Source organism: Brucella sp. 22210, from assembly GCF_052045675.1.
GTDB lineage: Bacteria > Pseudomonadota > Alphaproteobacteria > Rhizobiales > Rhizobiaceae > Brucella.
This window is the reverse complement of the sequence record NZ_JBQEPD010000002.1, coordinates 76,640-91,977: the sequence shown is the minus strand read 5'-3', so window position 1 is coordinate 91,977 and position 15,338 is coordinate 76,640. Positions and strand designations below refer to the sequence as shown.

The window sequence follows — 15,338 nt, the reverse complement described above, 5'->3', positions numbered from 1 at the left end:
CCTGTGGATTTTTTCGGCTGGATCGCAATTTCGCGTTCCGGCCTGAAAGTGTTTGCACCGGCTTTTCTGAATTCCGTTCTTTCTGACCCGCTTGGGGTGCTGTCATTGTGATTCAAGACGGCGCTCTAAGCTTCTGTTTATTCTCACATCTCTCCCGGGAATAGTCTTCCGGGATGTGCTTTAAAGGAGCCGACATATCATGGACTGGTCCATGGACTGGATTGCCGACCCCAATGCCTGGATAGGTTTGGTGACATTGGTGGTGCTTGAGATCGTTCTCGGCATCGACAATCTCGTCTTTATCGCCATTCTGGCCGATAAACTGCCGCCGCATCAGCGTAACCGCGCGCGCGTCATCGGTCTTGCCCTTGCGCTTCTCATGCGCCTTGTCCTGCTTGCCTCGATCTCGTGGATCGTGACACTGCGCGAACCTTTGATCGAAGTGATGGATATGTCGTTCTCCGGACGCGATATCATTATGCTGATCGGCGGTCTGTTCCTGCTGGCCAAGGGCACGATGGAACTGCATGAACGCCTGGAAGGCGCGCATGGTGCGAAAAGCTCGCGCGTGGTCCATGCGGTGTTCTGGCAGGTCATTGTCCAGATTGTCGTCCTTGACGCGGTTTTCTCGCTCGATAGCGTGATCACGGCTGTTGGTATGGTTCAGCATCTGCCCGTGATGATGATCGCCGTCATTATCGCAATCGGCGTCATGATGCTGGCTTCCAAGCCACTGATGGACTTCGTCAACAAGCATCCGACGGTGGTTATCCTCTGCCTTGGCTTCCTGATGATGATCGGTTTCAGCCTCGTGGTGGAAGGCTTTGGCTTCCATATTCCGAAGGGTTATCTCTACGCGGCTATCGGCTTCTCGGTGCTTATCGAAGCGGCCAATCAGATGTCGCGCCGCAATCGTGAGAAGCTGGTCACGACCAACGATCTGCGCGAGCGGACGGCAGGCGCGGTTCTGCGCCTGCTCGGCGGCGGGCGTGGCGAGAACCCGCTTTCAGATACGGTTGACGTGATTGCGCAGCAGACTGCCGCCAATGACGTCTTCCTTCCCGAAGAAAAGGAAATGATCCGCGGTGTTCTGGATCTGGCGGATCGCCCGGTGCGCTCGATCATGTCGCCGCGCAATGAAGTCGAGTGGCTCGATATCGATGAAAGCGAAGAGGAATTGCACGAAGCGATTCGCAAGCTCTCGCATTCGCGCGTTGTGGTTGCGCGCCGTCAGGTCGATGAGTTTGTCGGCGTGGCTTCGGTCCGCGATCTGTTGCTCGACATGACCGACAAAAAGTCCATCAACTGGGATCAGGTCGTCAAGCAGCCGCTCGTTGTGCATGAAAGCGCCAATGTGCTGCGTGTGATGGAGCAGCTGCGTGTATCGCCGGTCCAACTCGCTGTCGTGGTCGATGAGCACGGCTCATTCGAAGGCGTTGTCACGCCGACGGACGTTCTTGAAGCCATCGCTGGCGAATTCCCTGATGAGGACGAAGAAGCATCTGTCGCCGAATCGGACGGGCAGGGTGGATATATCGTCGATGGCTTCGTCGATATTCGTCGTCTGAGCGGTCTGCTGGAGCGCGATCTGGTCGATGATAGCGATCGCTATACGACGCTGGCCGGTTATGTGCTCTGGCATCTTGGCCATCTACCGCTTGGGGGCGAAAGCTTCACTGCGGACGGCTTCGAGTTCAGGATCGACGCCATGAAGGGGCGCAATGTGGACAAGGTCCATATCAAGCCCGTCAACGACTACGAGGTCTAAAGCGGTATGATTTTGCGGGCGGCGGCCTGTCGCTCGCAAAATATTTCATCCTGTTAACTCCGATAAAATGAGTAGGTTATTGACTTCTGCGTAGAAGCCTTCAAAATTAACACATCGTTCATTGTTGCGGCGAAAGCGTGTCTGGAAACAGGACGTGCTTTGAGGGCGACGATGTAGAGATGGGGACGCGATAACGCGGACAGGAGGCCTGGTTTGATGCGAAACTTGCAGGTGCTGACCACCGGACTGAAAAACGCCTTCTTGGGCATTCCCGCGTTTTTGGCGCAGCCGTGGCGGGAAATGAAGCTGAGCGCTGAGGAAATTGCAGCGCGTCGACGCAGCCGGCTTGAGCGCAGTGAGCATAATTTTCTGTGGTGCTGGCAGCATCGCGGTTTCTGGTAAGGTTTTACGCAGAAAAAAATCGAGGTCGGAGGCGAAAGTCTCCGGCTTTTTTGTTTTCTGATTTCTGATTACGGATGTTTAGGGGAATATTTTTCTACCTCGCAGATGCCGCTTGGGCACTTGTTCCAAGGAGTCGCTCGAAAGTAGTTTAATCATTTAAATCAATGATTTAGGTTGATTTTGAACCATCATTCGATAGGTTTTCTTTCCAAGTTCAATCGTCTGTATGAACGCTTTGCAGGTGCAGGGCGGTGGGGATGTGTCTAATGCGGAAAATTTTTCTCTATGCGGCTGTGGCGCTCGGACTGGGTGCAGCACCAGTCAAGGCTGAAGAGCCGAAGGAAATCCTGAACGTTTCCTATGATATCGCTCGCGAACTTTACGAGCAGGTCAACAAGGCGTTCATCGCGGACTGGAAGGCGAAGACCGGCGAAGAGCTGACCGTCAACCAGTCGCATGCCGGTTCTTCCAAACAGGCCCGCTCTATTCTCGAAGGCCTTGAAGCCGATGTGGTGACCTTCAATCAGGTGACCGACGTGCAGGTTCTGCACGACAAGGGCAATCTGATCCCGGCTGACTGGCAGAAGCGTCTGCCGAACAATTCGTCGCCTTATTATTCCTTCCCGGCATTTCTGGTACGCGCTGGCAACCCGAAGAACATCAAGAACTGGGATGATCTCGCCCGCGACGATGTGAAGGTTGTCTTCCCGAATCCGAAGACCTCGGGCAATGCGCGCTATACCTATCTGGCGGCGACGGCCTATGCGAAGGAAGCGTTTAATAACGACGACGCCAAGGTGCGCGAATTTGTCGGCAAGATCTTCAAGAATGTGCCGGTCTTCGACACCGGCGGTCGCGGCGCAACGACCACCTTTGCGGAACGCGGTATCGGCGACGTGCTGGTCACTTTCGAGGCCGAAACCCGTGGCACGCAGAAGCAGCTGGGCGCAGACAAATATGACGTCGTCGTTCCTCAGGTCAGTCTGTTGGCCGAGTTCCCGGTCACGGTCGTCGACAAGGTCGTGGACAAGCGTGGCTCGCGCAAGATCGCTGAAGCCTATCTGAACTATCTTTATGCGCCGGAAGGTCAGGAGATTCTCGCTCAGAACTTCAACCGCGTGCATGACAAGGCGGTCATCGAAAAGCACAAGGATATCTATCCGGATGTGCGTCTCGTGACGGTGGAGGATGTGTTCGGCGGCTGGGACAAGTTGCAGAAAGAGCATTTTGCCGAAGGCGGCGTACTTAATCAGCTCTTCACCAAGAAGTAAGCGGTAACTAAGCTGGTACACAGGAGCGTGCGGCGACGTGCGCTCCTGCCGTTATATGGAATAATTCAGTGTCGCTTCTCAGCATGAAACGCAATTCGGTACTGCCGGGGTTCGGTTTGACCCTCGGCTGTACCTTGTTTTATCTGACGGTCATCGTGGCTTTGCCATTGCTGGCCATGATCATGAAAACAGCGAGCCTCGGCTGGAGCGACTTCTGGTCCATCGTCACCTCTGACCGTGCACTGGCCACCTATCGCATCACGCTCGGCACGGCTGCACTTGCGACCGTATTCAACGGTCTGTTTGGCCTGTTGCTGGCATGGGTGCTGGCGCGGTATGAGTTTCCCGGCAAGCGCCTGATGGATGCTGCCGTCGACCTGCCTTTCGCGCTGCCGACGGCCATTGCGGGTCTCGCACTGGTGACTGTCTTTGCGCAGAACGGCTGGTTTGGCCAGTTTCTGGAACCGCTCGGCATCAAGGTTGCCTATGCGCCGCTGGGCATTTCCGTCGCCATGGCTTTTACCAGCATTCCCTTCGTCATCCGCACGGTGCAGCCCGTGCTGGAAGATATGAATGCCGATGTGGAAGAGGCCGCGCGCAGCCTCGGCGCAAAACCCTGGCAGATTTTCGCCTATATCGTCTGGCCGACGATCTTTCCGGCCTTTCTCGCGGGCGCATCGCTGTCTTTTGCACGCAGCCTCGGCGAGTTCGGCTCCATTGTTTTCATTTCCGGCAATCTGCCATTCGAGACAGAAGTGACATCACTTCTGATCTTCATTCGGCTTGACGAATATGATTATCCCGCCGCAGCAGCGCTGGCCTTCGTCATGCTGGTCGCAGCATTTCTGATGCTGCTCATCACCAATCTTATTCAGGCAAGGCAGCTTCGTTATGCAGAGCGCTAATCTGGCACGCAACGCGCCGGGACCGGTTCGCAGCCTGTTGATCTGGCTTGCCGCCGTGCTGTCGGTCTTGTGCATCGGTGTGCCGCTGGCGATCATCTTCACCTATGCATTCAGCAGGGGCGTGGGTGCGTTCTTTGGCGAAATCCTGAAACCCGATACGCTGCATGCGATCTGGTTGACGGTGCTGGTCGCAATCGTGGTCGTGCCGATCAATATGGCGTTTGGCGTCTGCGTTGCGTGGCTTGTGACGAAGTTTCGTTTTCCGGGGCGCAGATTGCTGATTACCTTTGTCGAGATTCCCTTCTCGATCTCGCCGATTGTGGCGGGCGTGACCTATCTCTTCCTCTATGGCTCGCAGGGCCTGCTCGGGCCGCTGCTCGAAAGCTATGATCTCAAGATCATGTTCACGGTCCCGGCGATCTTTCTGGTCAGCCTGTTCGTCACTTCGCCCTTTGTGGCACGCGAATTGATCCCGCTGATGGAAGTGCAGGGCAGTGACGAAGAAGAAGCGGCGATGACGCTCGGCGCCAATGGCTGGCAGACTTTCTTCTATGTCACGCTGCCCAATATCAAATGGGCGCTGCTCTATGGTGCGGTGCTGTGCAATGCGCGCGTGATGGGCGAGTTTGGAGCGACATCTGTCGTGTCCGGAGCCATTCGTGGCAAAACGAACACCTTGCCATTGCAGGTGGAGCTTCTGTTCAACGACTATAATGTCGCCGGAGCCTTCGCTGCGGCTTCCACACTCGCATTGATTGCTCTTCTGACGCTGGTGCTGAAATTCCTGCTGGAACGCAAGCAGCACGCTTAACGCCGTGCGCCTGGAAGGTCACACGGCGTTAAAATGATCAGGCTGCCAGTTGTGCAGCCTGGGAGGGGAGGATTGCCTTTTGCGGCTCCCTTTGCAGGGATGAGGCGAGAATGACGCCTTCCGGCCAGCGGCTGAAACCGCTTGCGACATTGATGTGACCGGCATGGCCGATATCGACAAAGCCTGAGCCCCAGACATTCGCCAGAGCCTCTGCCTTGGCAAAGCGCATATATTCGTCGTTACGGCTGGCGACGACGATGGATGGGAAACCCAGCTCATGGCGCGGCAGTGGGGCGAAGCTCTGAAAACGGCTGTCTCTGGAGGCCATGGTTTCCGCATCGGCAGGGGCAACGAGAAGCGCGCCTGCAACATGTGCGGCAGCCGGACGGCTTGCCAGATGAGCAACCAGCACACAGCCAAGGCTATGGGCAACCAGAACCGCACCGGGATTTTCGGCCAGTTTTGCTTCGAGCGCATGCATCCAGTCGGATAGCACTGGATAATGCCAGTCGTCCTGTTCAACCAGTAATGCTGACGGATCGTCATGCAACCATTGGCGCTGCCAGTGGCCTGCTTCCGATCCCTTGAAACCGGGGATGATAAGTGTCGCAGGCATGCGTTGTTTCCTTTTCCGGCAATTGCAGCAAAAGCACGAAACGGCTTAGCTACAATTGCGACATCACAGAGATCAGAGCCTTGGGAGGGCTTTTACTGTTTCGCCGTTCGTTCCGATCTGGATACGTCTTGCGAAGCAGTTTCCAAAATAGGCGCTGAAACCTGCTATTTTAAGGAAAAGGAATTCAAATTCAGGCGGATAAGTGAAAATTATTCTCCGCCTGAATGGTAGTCACTTGTTGTGCTTTTCGTTCCAGCGCAGGAGGAACTGCGACTTCTCGAAAACCAGCACCACCACCAGCGACATGGCAAACGGGATCAGGAGATAGAGCAGGCGGAACACGATCAGTGCCGCCAGCACATCGGCCTGGTTCATATCCGGAAGGCCGGTCAGGAAAACCAGTTCAAGCACGCCAAGGCCGCCCGGCGCATGCGAGATGAGTGCTGCCGAGAAGGAGACGAGGAAAATACCGAGCACAATCAGGAAGCCGGGATTACCCGCTTCTGGCAAGGCGAAATAGATGATGCCCGCAGCGCCGATCAGTTCGAGGGGCGCGACGACCAACTGCTGCACGACGACCGACATACGCGGATACTCAAGCCGGAACTTGCCGATCTGAAGCGGGCGCAATTGCATCCAGCTGCCCAGGACATAAAGCAGGACGAAGGCCAGCATGATCAGGGCGATGACCATGGCAACGGTGGGTGTCAGGTCTTCATTGAAGCGCATGAGAACATGCGGCTCCAGCAACAGGACCACGCTGGAGGTGATGATGACGCCGAGAATGAACGTAAACGAACAGAAGGCGATGAGGACGGCGATCTCGCTGCCCGGCATGCCTTGCGAGGAATAGGCGCGGTAGCGAACGACAGCGCCGGAGACGACGGATGCACCGATATTGTGCGACAGGGCATAGGTGGTGAAGGAACAAAGCGCGATGAAAAGCCAGGAAATCTTGCGCCGGAGGTGGAGCAGCGCGATCCGGTCGTAACCGGCAAGCGAGCTATAGGCGAGAAGGGCCGCCGCCGCTGCCAGTACCCAGTGATGCGCGCGAATGGCGTAGAGGCTGTCCAGAACATCATCGAGCGAAATGCTGCGAAGTTCACGATACAGAAGCCAGGCTGAAACGCCGACGGCGCAGACACCGATGACTGGCCAGATATAATCCTTTGCTTTCATTAACCGATTACCGCCCCTTCAGCTCTCATCATATTCCCCTTATATGGCCTGTGCTTCGCCATCAGCCGCAACCACCGAACTGTCGTCCTGTGCCTGAGCGTGCTGCTGTGGCGACGGGGCGGAAGCATTGCCGCCCGTATTTGAAACCTCTGCACCGATGGCCTTGGCAATTGCTTTTGCAATCTCTTCTTCGCCAAGAATGACGGAGGTTGCACCAAGATCGGCCAGATATTGTGCTTCGGCCTGCGAACTGGCCTGGGCAACGATGTGAATATCCGGGTTGGCCGCATGGGCCAGAGCGGTCGCGCGTCCAGCCTCGAAGGCATTTGGAATCGCAATGACCAGATTTTTGGCAAGCCCCGGATTCGCTGCATTCAATATTTCGGTATCGGAGGCATTGCCTGCAATAGCTTCGATGCCTTTTTCCCGCAATGCGGTGCAGATTTTCGACGAGTCATCAATGACGAGGAACGGCATCGCACGTTCCTGCAAACTGCTGGCCAATCTGCTGCCGATATGTCCGTAGCCGGCAATGATTGTGTGGCCGGTCAGGCGCGTCTGCGGCAATGGTTCCGGCTCGGAAACATCTATGGCGCTGTTACCCGCGTTTTCACTGCCACTTTCGGACGCACTGCGCTTTTCGATCCATGGCCGCATCCGCTCCGCAACGATGAACATCACCGGATTGAGGAAGATGGAAAGGATCGCGCCTGCGAGAATGAGATCGCGCCCAGCGGGCGGCAGCAGGTTGAGGCTGACGCCAAGTCCGGCGAGGATGAACGAGAATTCGCCGATCTGCGCCAGACTTGCGGAAATCGTCAGCGCCGTGCTGACCGGGCGACGGAAGGCCCGCACGATAAAAAAGGCCGCGACAGACTTGCCGATCAGAATGATCGCCAGCGTGCCCAGCAGGGGCAGGGGGTCTTTCAGCAGGCTCATAGGGTCGAACAACATGCCGACCGAAATGAAGAACAAAACCGCGAAAGCATCACGCAGCGGCAAGGATTCTTCTGCTGCGCGATGACTGAGTTCGGATTCGCTCATCACCATCCCGGCAAAGAATGCGCCGAGCGCGAAGGAAACACCGAAGAGATGCGCCGCGCCGAAGGCGACGCCGAGCGCAATGGCCAGAACGCCAAGGCGAAACAATTCGCGCGAACCGGTTTGTGCGACGACGTTGAGAAGCCAGGGAATGACCTTGCGCCCGACGACCAGCATCAGGGCGACAAACAGGACTACCTTGGCGATGGTCAGAAGAATGATGCCGCCAATGCCGAGGCCTAGCCAGGCTGCGAGCGGGTCGCTGGCCGCGGCACTTGTTGCGCGGCCCGTAACGCTTGCGACGGCTGGCAGCAGCACCAGCGCCATGACCATGGCGAGATCTTCGACAATTAGCCAGCCGACGGCGATGCGGCCGCGTTCGGTATCGATGAGGCGGCGCTCCTGCATGGCGCGCAAGAGGACAACCGTACTGGCCGTGGAAAGGGCGAGGCCGAAGACAATGCCTGCTTCGACGTCCCAGCCGAGCGCCAGTCCAAGCCCGGTGCCCAGGGCAGCTGCAGTGGCGATCTGCGCCAATGCGCCCGGAACGGCGATGGCTTTGACGGATAGCAGGTCTTTCAGAGAAAAATGCAGGCCGACGCCAAACATCAGCAGGATGACGCCGATTTCGGCAAGCTGCAAAATGAGGCCCTGATCGGCAACGAAACCCGGCGTGTGCGGACCGGCGATAACGCCAGCCAGAAGATAGCCGACCAATGGAGAAATCTTGAGGCGGGTGGCTACGGCACCGAAGATGAAGGCAAGGCATAACCCGATGACGATTGTCGCAATCAAAGGCGTGTCATGGGGCATAGGGTGCCGTTTCCCTCTATTGAAATTTCAGTTCATTATGGGAGCCGGGCAGGACCAAAATCCTGCCCGGCAATTGGATTACTTCTGCGCGATGGCCTTTTCCTCAGGCTGCTTGTGAGCCTCTTTGTGGTGCTGCCACCAGTCACCCAGCAGAAGCAGAATCGGCGCTGCGATGAAGATCGACGACGACGTCGCAATGACGATACCGAACAGCATCGGCACGGCGAAATTATGGACGGCGCTGCCGCCCCAGACCGCCATCGGGAACATACACAGGAAAGTCACGACCGATGTGTAGATACAGCGCACGAGCACCTGATTGATACTCATGTCGATGATCTCGCGCAGCGGCTTCGACTTATAGAGGCGCATGTTTTCACGCATACGGTCATAGACCACGACCTTATCGTTCACCGAGTAACCGATGATCGTCAGAAGGGCCGCGATAGCCGTCAGGTTGAAATCGAGCTGCATTAGCGCGAAGAAACCGACGATCTTCGTGGTGTCGAGGATGAGTGTGATAATCGCACCAAGCGCGAAGAACCACTCGAACCGCCACCAGAGATAGACCAGCATGCCGAGCGCCGAGAGCACGACCGCGATGAAGCCGGAGCGGGCCAGTTCGCCGGAGACCTTCGGTCCCACGACTTCGGTCCGTTCGATCTTCACTCCCGGATCGAGTTCGGTAACGGCTTCGCGCATCTTGTTGACGGCTGCCGTCTGCGCTTCTTCGCCGCCATCCTGACGCTGGATGCGGATGAGCACTTCATTGGCGCTGCCTGCGCTCTGAAGCGCGACTTCACCCAGTTCCAGCGCCCCGAGCTTGGAGCGAAGCTGCGCAAGGTCGGCTGGCTGTGACGTGGTGATTTCTGCCTGGATACCGCCCTTGAAGTCGATGCCGTAATTCAGGCCCGGCTTGAAGAACAGCACGATCGAGGCGATCGACAGCACGATGGACACACCGATGCCGACAAAACGCGCATTCATAAAGCGGTAGTTGGTGCCTTCCGGTGCGAATCTCAGGATCGGCTCGATATGCAGAACCTTAAGCTTGCGCCGGCGCACGAACCAGCCCATCGCCATGCGCACCAGCGTCACGTCGGTGAACATCGAAATCGCGATACCGAGCATCATGGTGATGGCAAAGCCGCGAACCGGGCCCGTGCCGAACATGAACAGGAGCAGTGTCGAAATCAACGAGGTGACGTTGGAGTCGACGATGGTTGCAAAGGCGCTGTGGAAGCCCTTGTCCAGCGCGGCCATGGCGCCGAGACCCTTGCGCGTTTCTTCGCGGATACGCTCGTTGATGAGAATATTCGCGTCGACCGCGATACCGATACCCAGAATGATACCTGCGATACCTGGCAAGGTGAGTGTTGCGCCGATGAGGCTCAGTGCGGAGAAGGTCAGCAATGTGTGCAGAAGAAGCGCCACATTGGCGATCATGCCCCAGAGGCCGTAGAGCAGAACGATGAACACGGCCACGAGCGCGAAGCCGATGATGCCGGTGATCAGGCCCATCTTGATGGCGTCGCCGCCAAGGTCAGGACCGACAGTGCGTTCTTCGATGACTGTCAGCGGTGCGGGCAGGGCGCCAGCGCGCAGAAGTGCGGAGAGAACAACGGTGTCCTGAACCGTGAAGCTGCCGCTGATCTGGCCCGAACCGCCGGTGATCGGCTCACGAATGACCGGTGCGCTCAAGACCTTGCCGTCGAGAACGATGGCGAAAGGACGGTTCACGTTCTTGGTGGTGATATCGGCGAACTGACGTGCGCCAAGGCTGTCGAAACGGAAGGAGACGATTGGCTCATTGGTGCGCTGGTCGAAACCGGCGCGCGCATCGGTCAGGCGTTCGCCCGACAGAGCGATCTGATCCTCAATCGGATATTTGACATTCGGGTCCTTGGAATCCGGCATGATCGTCACGCCCGGAGGCGGCGTATCGTTCGGATTGGCGTCCGCGACCATGTGGAAGCTCATCTTCGCCGTGCTTCCAAGAAGCTGGCGGAGCTGGGCCGGATCCTGAAGACCCGGCAGCTGAACCACGATACGGTCGGAACCGACGCGCTGGATCGAAGGTTCGGCAACGCCGACCTGATCAACGCGCTGGCGGATGATTTCAAGGCTCTGCTGGAGCGCTGCATCAAGGCGGTAATTGAAGCCAGCCTCGGTCAGCGTCAGGCGAATCTGGTTATCGGTCGAATTGACGTCGATATCATTGATCGCCGTGCCGAAGCCGCTGGTGTTGACCTGCGAGATGAGCGTGCGCAGGGCGGTTTCCGCCTTTGCACGCTGGTCGGCATCGGGGATTGCCACGATGACGGCATCGCCTACAGCGCGGATCGACTGCGGCTGGATGCGTTCAGCGCGCAATTTGCTGCGGGCATCGTCCAGCAGCGCACGCAGGCGGTCCTTTTTGAGGCCGGCTGCGTCCACTTCCAGCACGAGATATGAACCGCCGCGCAGGTCGAGACCGAGCGTCACCTGACGCTTCGGGAACCATGACGGCATCCCATCGAGTTGTTTTTGTGTGAAGAAGTTGGGCAAGGCGATGATAAGCCCGATCACGACGATCAGGCTATACAGCGCTACGACCCATTTCGAAGTACGCATGGATTGTGGTTCCGGGTCTGCGCGTCATCTCAAATCCCGAATGGCTGACCGACATGGAAAGCCACAATCTGTGCGGGGGTGGATGACGCTGTTTTACGTAAAAGGGTTCGGGACTGGAGAGTGCCAGTCCTCCGGTGGTGCCTATTATGCGCTAACAGGAGGGGCGCGGGCAAAACCAAAATATTGCTGGGCAGCCGTGAAGCGCTGAAAGCCGCGCTCTGCCTCTGCGGATTTCGCATTGGCAAAGGAAAGGCCAGCTCCGGCGACGGCCAGGGCCGTATCGCCACCCAGCGGATAAGCTGCCTTGATTTTCGCGGCAATAGCTTCGATGAGAATGGCGCGCATTGGCTGCGGCACCGGTGCCGATTGCTGCCGCACCGGGGCCGTGGGGACGCTTTCAGCCTGTCTGGCCGCAAGCATCTTGGGCAGGCTGCGCGAAGTATCGTCGCTTGCCTTTTCGTTGAGTGCGGAGAAGTCTACGGCGAACAACAGAGCTGCAAAAGACAGCACGCATGCCATCAACAGCATGAAGCCATGCTGTCTATGATGCCCTGTGCTGTTCATGCCTATCATAAAACCGCCCAGACTTTCGTTAGAGTCTCGCTCAGGATTTGAGCCAGCTTCCGCACCGTCCACGAATCCTCATTAGCCATTTGTGCCGGTGCGAACAAGGAAATACTGGCGTTTTGCCGTGGTTTCGTTGTTGTTCCGCAGCGAGGGCTGACGAAATGCACCATTGGGGACTTTCGGGCGCAAATGGGATTCTCTCTTGCAACCCGCCTTGTTTCCGTTCTACGGCGCTTTATGTTGAAACAGTGATCTTCTTAACGGCAGATTTGAAATTGGCTTATTTATCGACGTTTCGGATTCTTGCATTTTCTCTTTTGATTGGTGCGCTTTCGTGGGGCGGCATGGCATCTGCCGTTGCGCCTGCCAGCGCGCAGGATAACAAGTCGCAAGCGCAGCAGACTGCGCAGCCGGCTCCTGCCACTCAAGCGCCTGCCAGTCAGTCAGATGATGGCGCTCAGGCTGCGCCCGCGAACGGTGATCAGCAGCCCGAGCGGCCAGTATCGGCCATCGTGCAGCAGCAAAAGCCGATCATTGACGATCTGAAGCAGCAGGCGCAGAAGATCAGCGAACAGCTGCAAAAATCCGGAACCAGCGACGAAACTCTGGCGAATCTGAAGCTTCAGCTGGACGGACTTTCCAAAAAGCTCCTTGATGCAGGTGTCGCCTTTCGTCCGCGCCTGACGGAAATCAATACGCGTCTGGAGCAGCTTGGCCCTGCGCCGACCGGTGACGCGACGGAACCCGGTATCGTCACCGACGAGCGCAAGAAGCTCACCGGCGAAAAAGCGGCGATCAACGCGATGATCGGGGACACCGAAGACACTTCGCTGAACGTCAATCAGATGTCGGCGAAGATCGGCGATCTGCGGCGCGATCTTTTTGCGAAGACGCTGTCGCAGCGCGTTAATCTTGACTCCGCACTCGGTATCGAAGTTGCATCGGCAGCGAACGATCAGGTTGTGTCGCTGTGGCGGATTATCCAGTCATGGTGGCGCTTCGTCGTCACCTTCAAGCTCAACTCGTTCCTTGCCGCAGCGTTTTTCGCATTCGTCGGCGCGCTGGTGATCCAGCTTGGCGCGCGGCGTGTGCTCGGCACGCTTTATCAACGCGACCCGACGATCGAGTCTCCATCCTATCTTAGCCGTCTTCTGGTTGCCTTTTGGTCCACCGTCATTCCGTCGGCGGCAGTCGGCGTCTTTCTGGCGACGACCTATTTTTTCCTGAATTATTTCAATGTTCTAAGGACGGATGTTGCGTCGATCCTGGAATCGCTCTTCATCGTCCTCGGCCTGGTCTTCTTCATCCATCGTCTGGCTGCGGCCTGTATCAGCCCCGACATGCCGCAATGGCGGCTCGTGCGGGTTGCGCCGCGTCCGGGGCGTGTTCTGGGCTTGCTGATAACGGCAACAGCGCTGACGACGGGCGTCGATTCCTTTGTCGGGACGGTCAACAAGCTTCTGTCGTCGCCCCTGTCGCTCACCATGGCGCAAAGCCTGCTGGCGACGGTGATGGTGGGCATTCTCATTCTGGCAATCGCCTTTCTGAAGCCCGTGGAACGTGTGGATGACGAGCGCGTGCGTTCATGGCCGCGCGCGTTCAAGGTGTTCCTGATCATACTGGGGCTTCTGCCCATTCTGGCTGCCGCTTTTGGTTATATTGGTCTGGCGCGTTTCCTGTCGCAGCAGATCGTGGTCACCGGCGCCTTTCTGGTCACCATGTATCTGGGTTTCCTGACGGGCCGTGCCATTTCCGAAGAACAGGCATTTGCGTCCAGCAAAATCGGTGCGGGCCTGCGCGAGCGCTTTCACTTCGATGATGCGACACTTGACCAGCTGGGGCTCGTTGCGGGCATTCTCATCAATCTGGTTGTCGCGCTTATCGGTATTCCGCTGGTGCTGATGCAGCTCGGTTTCCAGTGGGCCGAACTGAAAAATGCCTTCTTCAAACTGATGACCGGCTTTGAAATCGGCAATATGTCGGTTTCGCTGATGGGGCTGCTCACCGGTGTTTTGCTGTTCGTTATCGGTTATCTGCTGACGCGCTGGTTCCAGAACTGGCTCGACAACAGCGTCATGGCACGAGGCCGTGTCGATTCCGGCGTGCGCAACTCGATCCGCACAGTGGTCGGTTATGTCGGGCTCTGTCTTGCCGCCCTGATGGGCGTCTCTGCGGCCGGGTTCAATATGTCCAATCTGGCGCTGATCGCCGGCGGTCTTTCTCTCGGTATCGGTTTTGGTCTCCAGAATATCGTCCAGAATTTCGTTTCAGGTCTCATTCTTCTGGCGGAACGTCCGTTCAAGGTTGGCGATTGGGTAGAAGCGGGTACGGTCAGCGGCATAGTCAAGAAGATCAGCGTGCGCGCAACGGAAGTGGAAACCTTCCAGAAGCAGTCGATCATTGTGCCGAACTCGACGCTGATCAACGGCAATGTCGGCAACTGGACGCATCGCAACAAGCTTGGCCGCATCGATATCAATGTGCAGGCCTCCTATACGGAAGATCCAAGGCGTGTGCACACGCTGCTGCTGGATATCGTGCGCGCCCACCCGTCTATTCTCAAAAATCCGGAACCGTTCGTCGCTTTTCAAAGCATGACTGATTCAATCATGGTGTTCGATATCTACGCCCATGTCGCGGATATCACCTCGACCGGCGGCATCAAGAACGAGCTGCGGTTCCAGATCGTGGAGCGGTTTCATGAAGAGGGGCTGCATCTGTCCTCGTCTTCGACCGATCTGGTGCTGAGCCTGCCGGAAATCGAAAAGCTTTCGGAGATGGTACAGAAGGTGCCCTCAGCCGCGCCGAAGAAGAAGGTGCGCGAAGAGAAAGCCAAGGCATCGGACGACGACAATGACGATAAGGCGTGATGAACGCGTCGTTCAGTTGCAGTTCAGTTTTGTCCAACTATAAATGAGCCATAGAACGGCGGGCCGTTCTTCGAGGATGGAAGCGGGGGCACTTGCTTTCATCGGGGTTGTAGAAGCGGGAGCGGTGGAAACGCCGAAACGATATGAACGTAATTCAGATCAACAAATTTGGTACGATCGGTCTTGGCGCAGTCATTATGCTTGCAGCTTCCATGGGCGGTTCCTACGCCGCCAAGATTTCCAACAAGGACAGCGCCGCGCAGACCATCGTGGTCACGGAAGGTGCGTCCAAGCGTGAAATGGTTGTCGCACCGGGCGATACGGTCGATTTCTGTTCTTCCGGCTGCTTCGTGACCTTTCCGAACGGCGACCGTGAAGCATTGACGGGTGATGAGACCATCACTCTTACCGGCGGCAAGGCGACGCTGAAATAAGATCGCCAAACTGTTGAAATGAAAAAGCCGGGCGAAATGCCCGGCTTT

12 protein-coding genes are annotated in these 15,338 nt (G+C 57.1%); 7 read left to right on the top strand and 5 right to left on the bottom strand.

Translation table 11 applies throughout. The features are described 5' to 3' along the window. Positions 1–199 precede the first annotated feature (199 nt). The 5 genes from ACTJKP_RS03375 to cysW all read left to right on the top strand — a co-directional run bounded on the left by ACTJKP_RS03375 (position 200) and on the right by cysW (position 5,157). Entirely contained in the window at positions 200–1,768 is a 1,569-nt protein-coding gene (locus ACTJKP_RS03375) for a TerC family protein (protein ID WP_113533809.1), read from the top strand. A gap of 216 nt (positions 1,769–1,984) precedes the next feature. Then, entirely contained in the window at positions 1,985–2,170 is a 186-nt protein-coding gene (locus tag ACTJKP_RS03370) for a hypothetical protein (RefSeq protein WP_078339338.1), read from the top strand. Positions 2,171–2,436: 266 nt separating this feature from the next. After that, positions 2,437–3,441, top strand: a complete 1,005-nt coding sequence (locus tag ACTJKP_RS03365; RefSeq protein WP_440629692.1) for a sulfate ABC transporter substrate-binding protein — start codon at positions 2,437–2,439, stop codon at positions 3,439–3,441. An 83-nt stretch (positions 3,442–3,524) separates the two neighbouring features. Beyond that, the gene (gene cysT / locus ACTJKP_RS03360) at positions 3,525–4,346 is read left to right on the top strand and encodes a sulfate ABC transporter permease subunit CysT (RefSeq protein ID WP_440629873.1); all 822 of its coding nucleotides are present in this window, start codon (positions 3,525–3,527) and stop codon (positions 4,344–4,346) included. Further along, entirely contained in the window at positions 4,333–5,157 is an 825-nt protein-coding gene (gene cysW, locus ACTJKP_RS03355; protein ID WP_440629691.1) for a sulfate ABC transporter permease subunit CysW, read from the top strand. The genes cysT and cysW overlap by 14 nt, the downstream gene beginning before the upstream one ends. Before the next feature lie 37 nt (positions 5,158–5,194). Here the strand turns inward: cysW and ACTJKP_RS03350 are convergent, their stop codons facing one another. The 5 genes from ACTJKP_RS03350 to ACTJKP_RS03330 all read right to left on the bottom strand — a co-directional run bounded on the left by ACTJKP_RS03350 (position 5,195) and on the right by ACTJKP_RS03330 (position 11,992). Then, a complete protein-coding gene (locus ACTJKP_RS03350; RefSeq protein ID WP_078339335.1) occupies positions 5,195–5,773 on the bottom strand; it encodes an alpha/beta hydrolase in 579 nt (192 codons plus the stop codon). A gap of 231 nt (positions 5,774–6,004) precedes the next feature. After that, a complete protein-coding gene (locus ACTJKP_RS03345) occupies positions 6,005–6,952 on the bottom strand; it encodes a lysylphosphatidylglycerol synthase domain-containing protein (protein WP_113533810.1) in 948 nt (315 codons plus the stop codon). A gap of 39 nt (positions 6,953–6,991) precedes the next feature. Next, positions 6,992–8,806, bottom strand: coding sequence for a YbaL family putative K(+) efflux transporter (gene ybaL / locus ACTJKP_RS03340; protein ID WP_440629690.1), 1,815 nt, complete (start codon positions 8,804–8,806; stop codon positions 6,992–6,994). Positions 8,807–8,884: 78 nt separating this feature from the next. Then, positions 8,885–11,419 carry a protein translocase subunit SecD gene (secD, locus tag ACTJKP_RS03335; protein WP_440629689.1) on the bottom strand — a complete coding sequence of 845 codons (2,535 nt, stop codon included), beginning with the start codon at positions 11,417–11,419 and terminating at the stop codon, positions 8,885–8,887. Between the two features lie 144 nt (positions 11,420–11,563). Next, a complete protein-coding gene (locus ACTJKP_RS03330) occupies positions 11,564–11,992 on the bottom strand; it encodes a hypothetical protein (RefSeq protein WP_440629688.1) in 429 nt (142 codons plus the stop codon). A gap of 269 nt (positions 11,993–12,261) precedes the next feature. On the opposite strand from ACTJKP_RS03330, the gene ACTJKP_RS03325 reads away from it, so the two are divergent. Continuing rightward, entirely contained in the window at positions 12,262–14,856 is a 2,595-nt protein-coding gene (locus ACTJKP_RS03325; RefSeq protein WP_440629687.1) for a mechanosensitive ion channel domain-containing protein, read from the top strand. A gap of 143 nt (positions 14,857–14,999) precedes the next feature. Beyond that, positions 15,000–15,290 (top strand): hypothetical protein, encoded by a 291-nt coding sequence (locus tag ACTJKP_RS03320; RefSeq protein ID WP_078339330.1) that lies wholly within the window; start codon positions 15,000–15,002, stop codon positions 15,288–15,290. Positions 15,291–15,338 lie beyond the last annotated feature (48 nt).

Excerpts from the sequence above, each read along its gene's own strand:
- ACTJKP_RS03375 (WP_113533809.1), top strand. The coding sequence starts at position 200 with ATGGACTGGTCCATGGACTGGATTGCCGACCCCAATGCCTGGATAGGT.
- cysW (WP_440629691.1), top strand. The coding sequence starts at position 4,333 with ATGCAGAGCGCTAATCTGGCACGCAACGCGCCGGGACCGGTTCGCAGC.
- secD (WP_440629689.1), bottom strand. The coding sequence starts at position 11,419 with ATGCGTACTTCGAAATGGGTCGTAGCGCTGTATAGCCTGATCGTCGTG.
- ACTJKP_RS03330 (WP_440629688.1), bottom strand. The coding sequence starts at position 11,992 with ATGATAGGCATGAACAGCACAGGGCATCATAGACAGCATGGCTTCATG.
- ACTJKP_RS03345 (WP_113533810.1), bottom strand. The coding sequence starts at position 6,952 with ATGAAAGCAAAGGATTATATCTGGCCAGTCATCGGTGTCTGCGCCGTC.
- ACTJKP_RS03365 (WP_440629692.1), top strand. The coding sequence starts at position 2,437 with ATGCGGAAAATTTTTCTCTATGCGGCTGTGGCGCTCGGACTGGGTGCA.
- ybaL (WP_440629690.1), bottom strand. The coding sequence starts at position 8,806 with ATGCCCCATGACACGCCTTTGATTGCGACAATCGTCATCGGGTTATGC.
- cysT (WP_440629873.1), top strand. The coding sequence starts at position 3,525 with ATGAAACGCAATTCGGTACTGCCGGGGTTCGGTTTGACCCTCGGCTGT.
- ACTJKP_RS03370 (WP_078339338.1), top strand. The coding sequence starts at position 1,985 with ATGCGAAACTTGCAGGTGCTGACCACCGGACTGAAAAACGCCTTCTTG.
- ACTJKP_RS03320 (WP_078339330.1), top strand. The coding sequence starts at position 15,000 with ATGAACGTAATTCAGATCAACAAATTTGGTACGATCGGTCTTGGCGCA.
- ACTJKP_RS03350 (WP_078339335.1), bottom strand. The coding sequence starts at position 5,773 with ATGCCTGCGACACTTATCATCCCCGGTTTCAAGGGATCGGAAGCAGGC.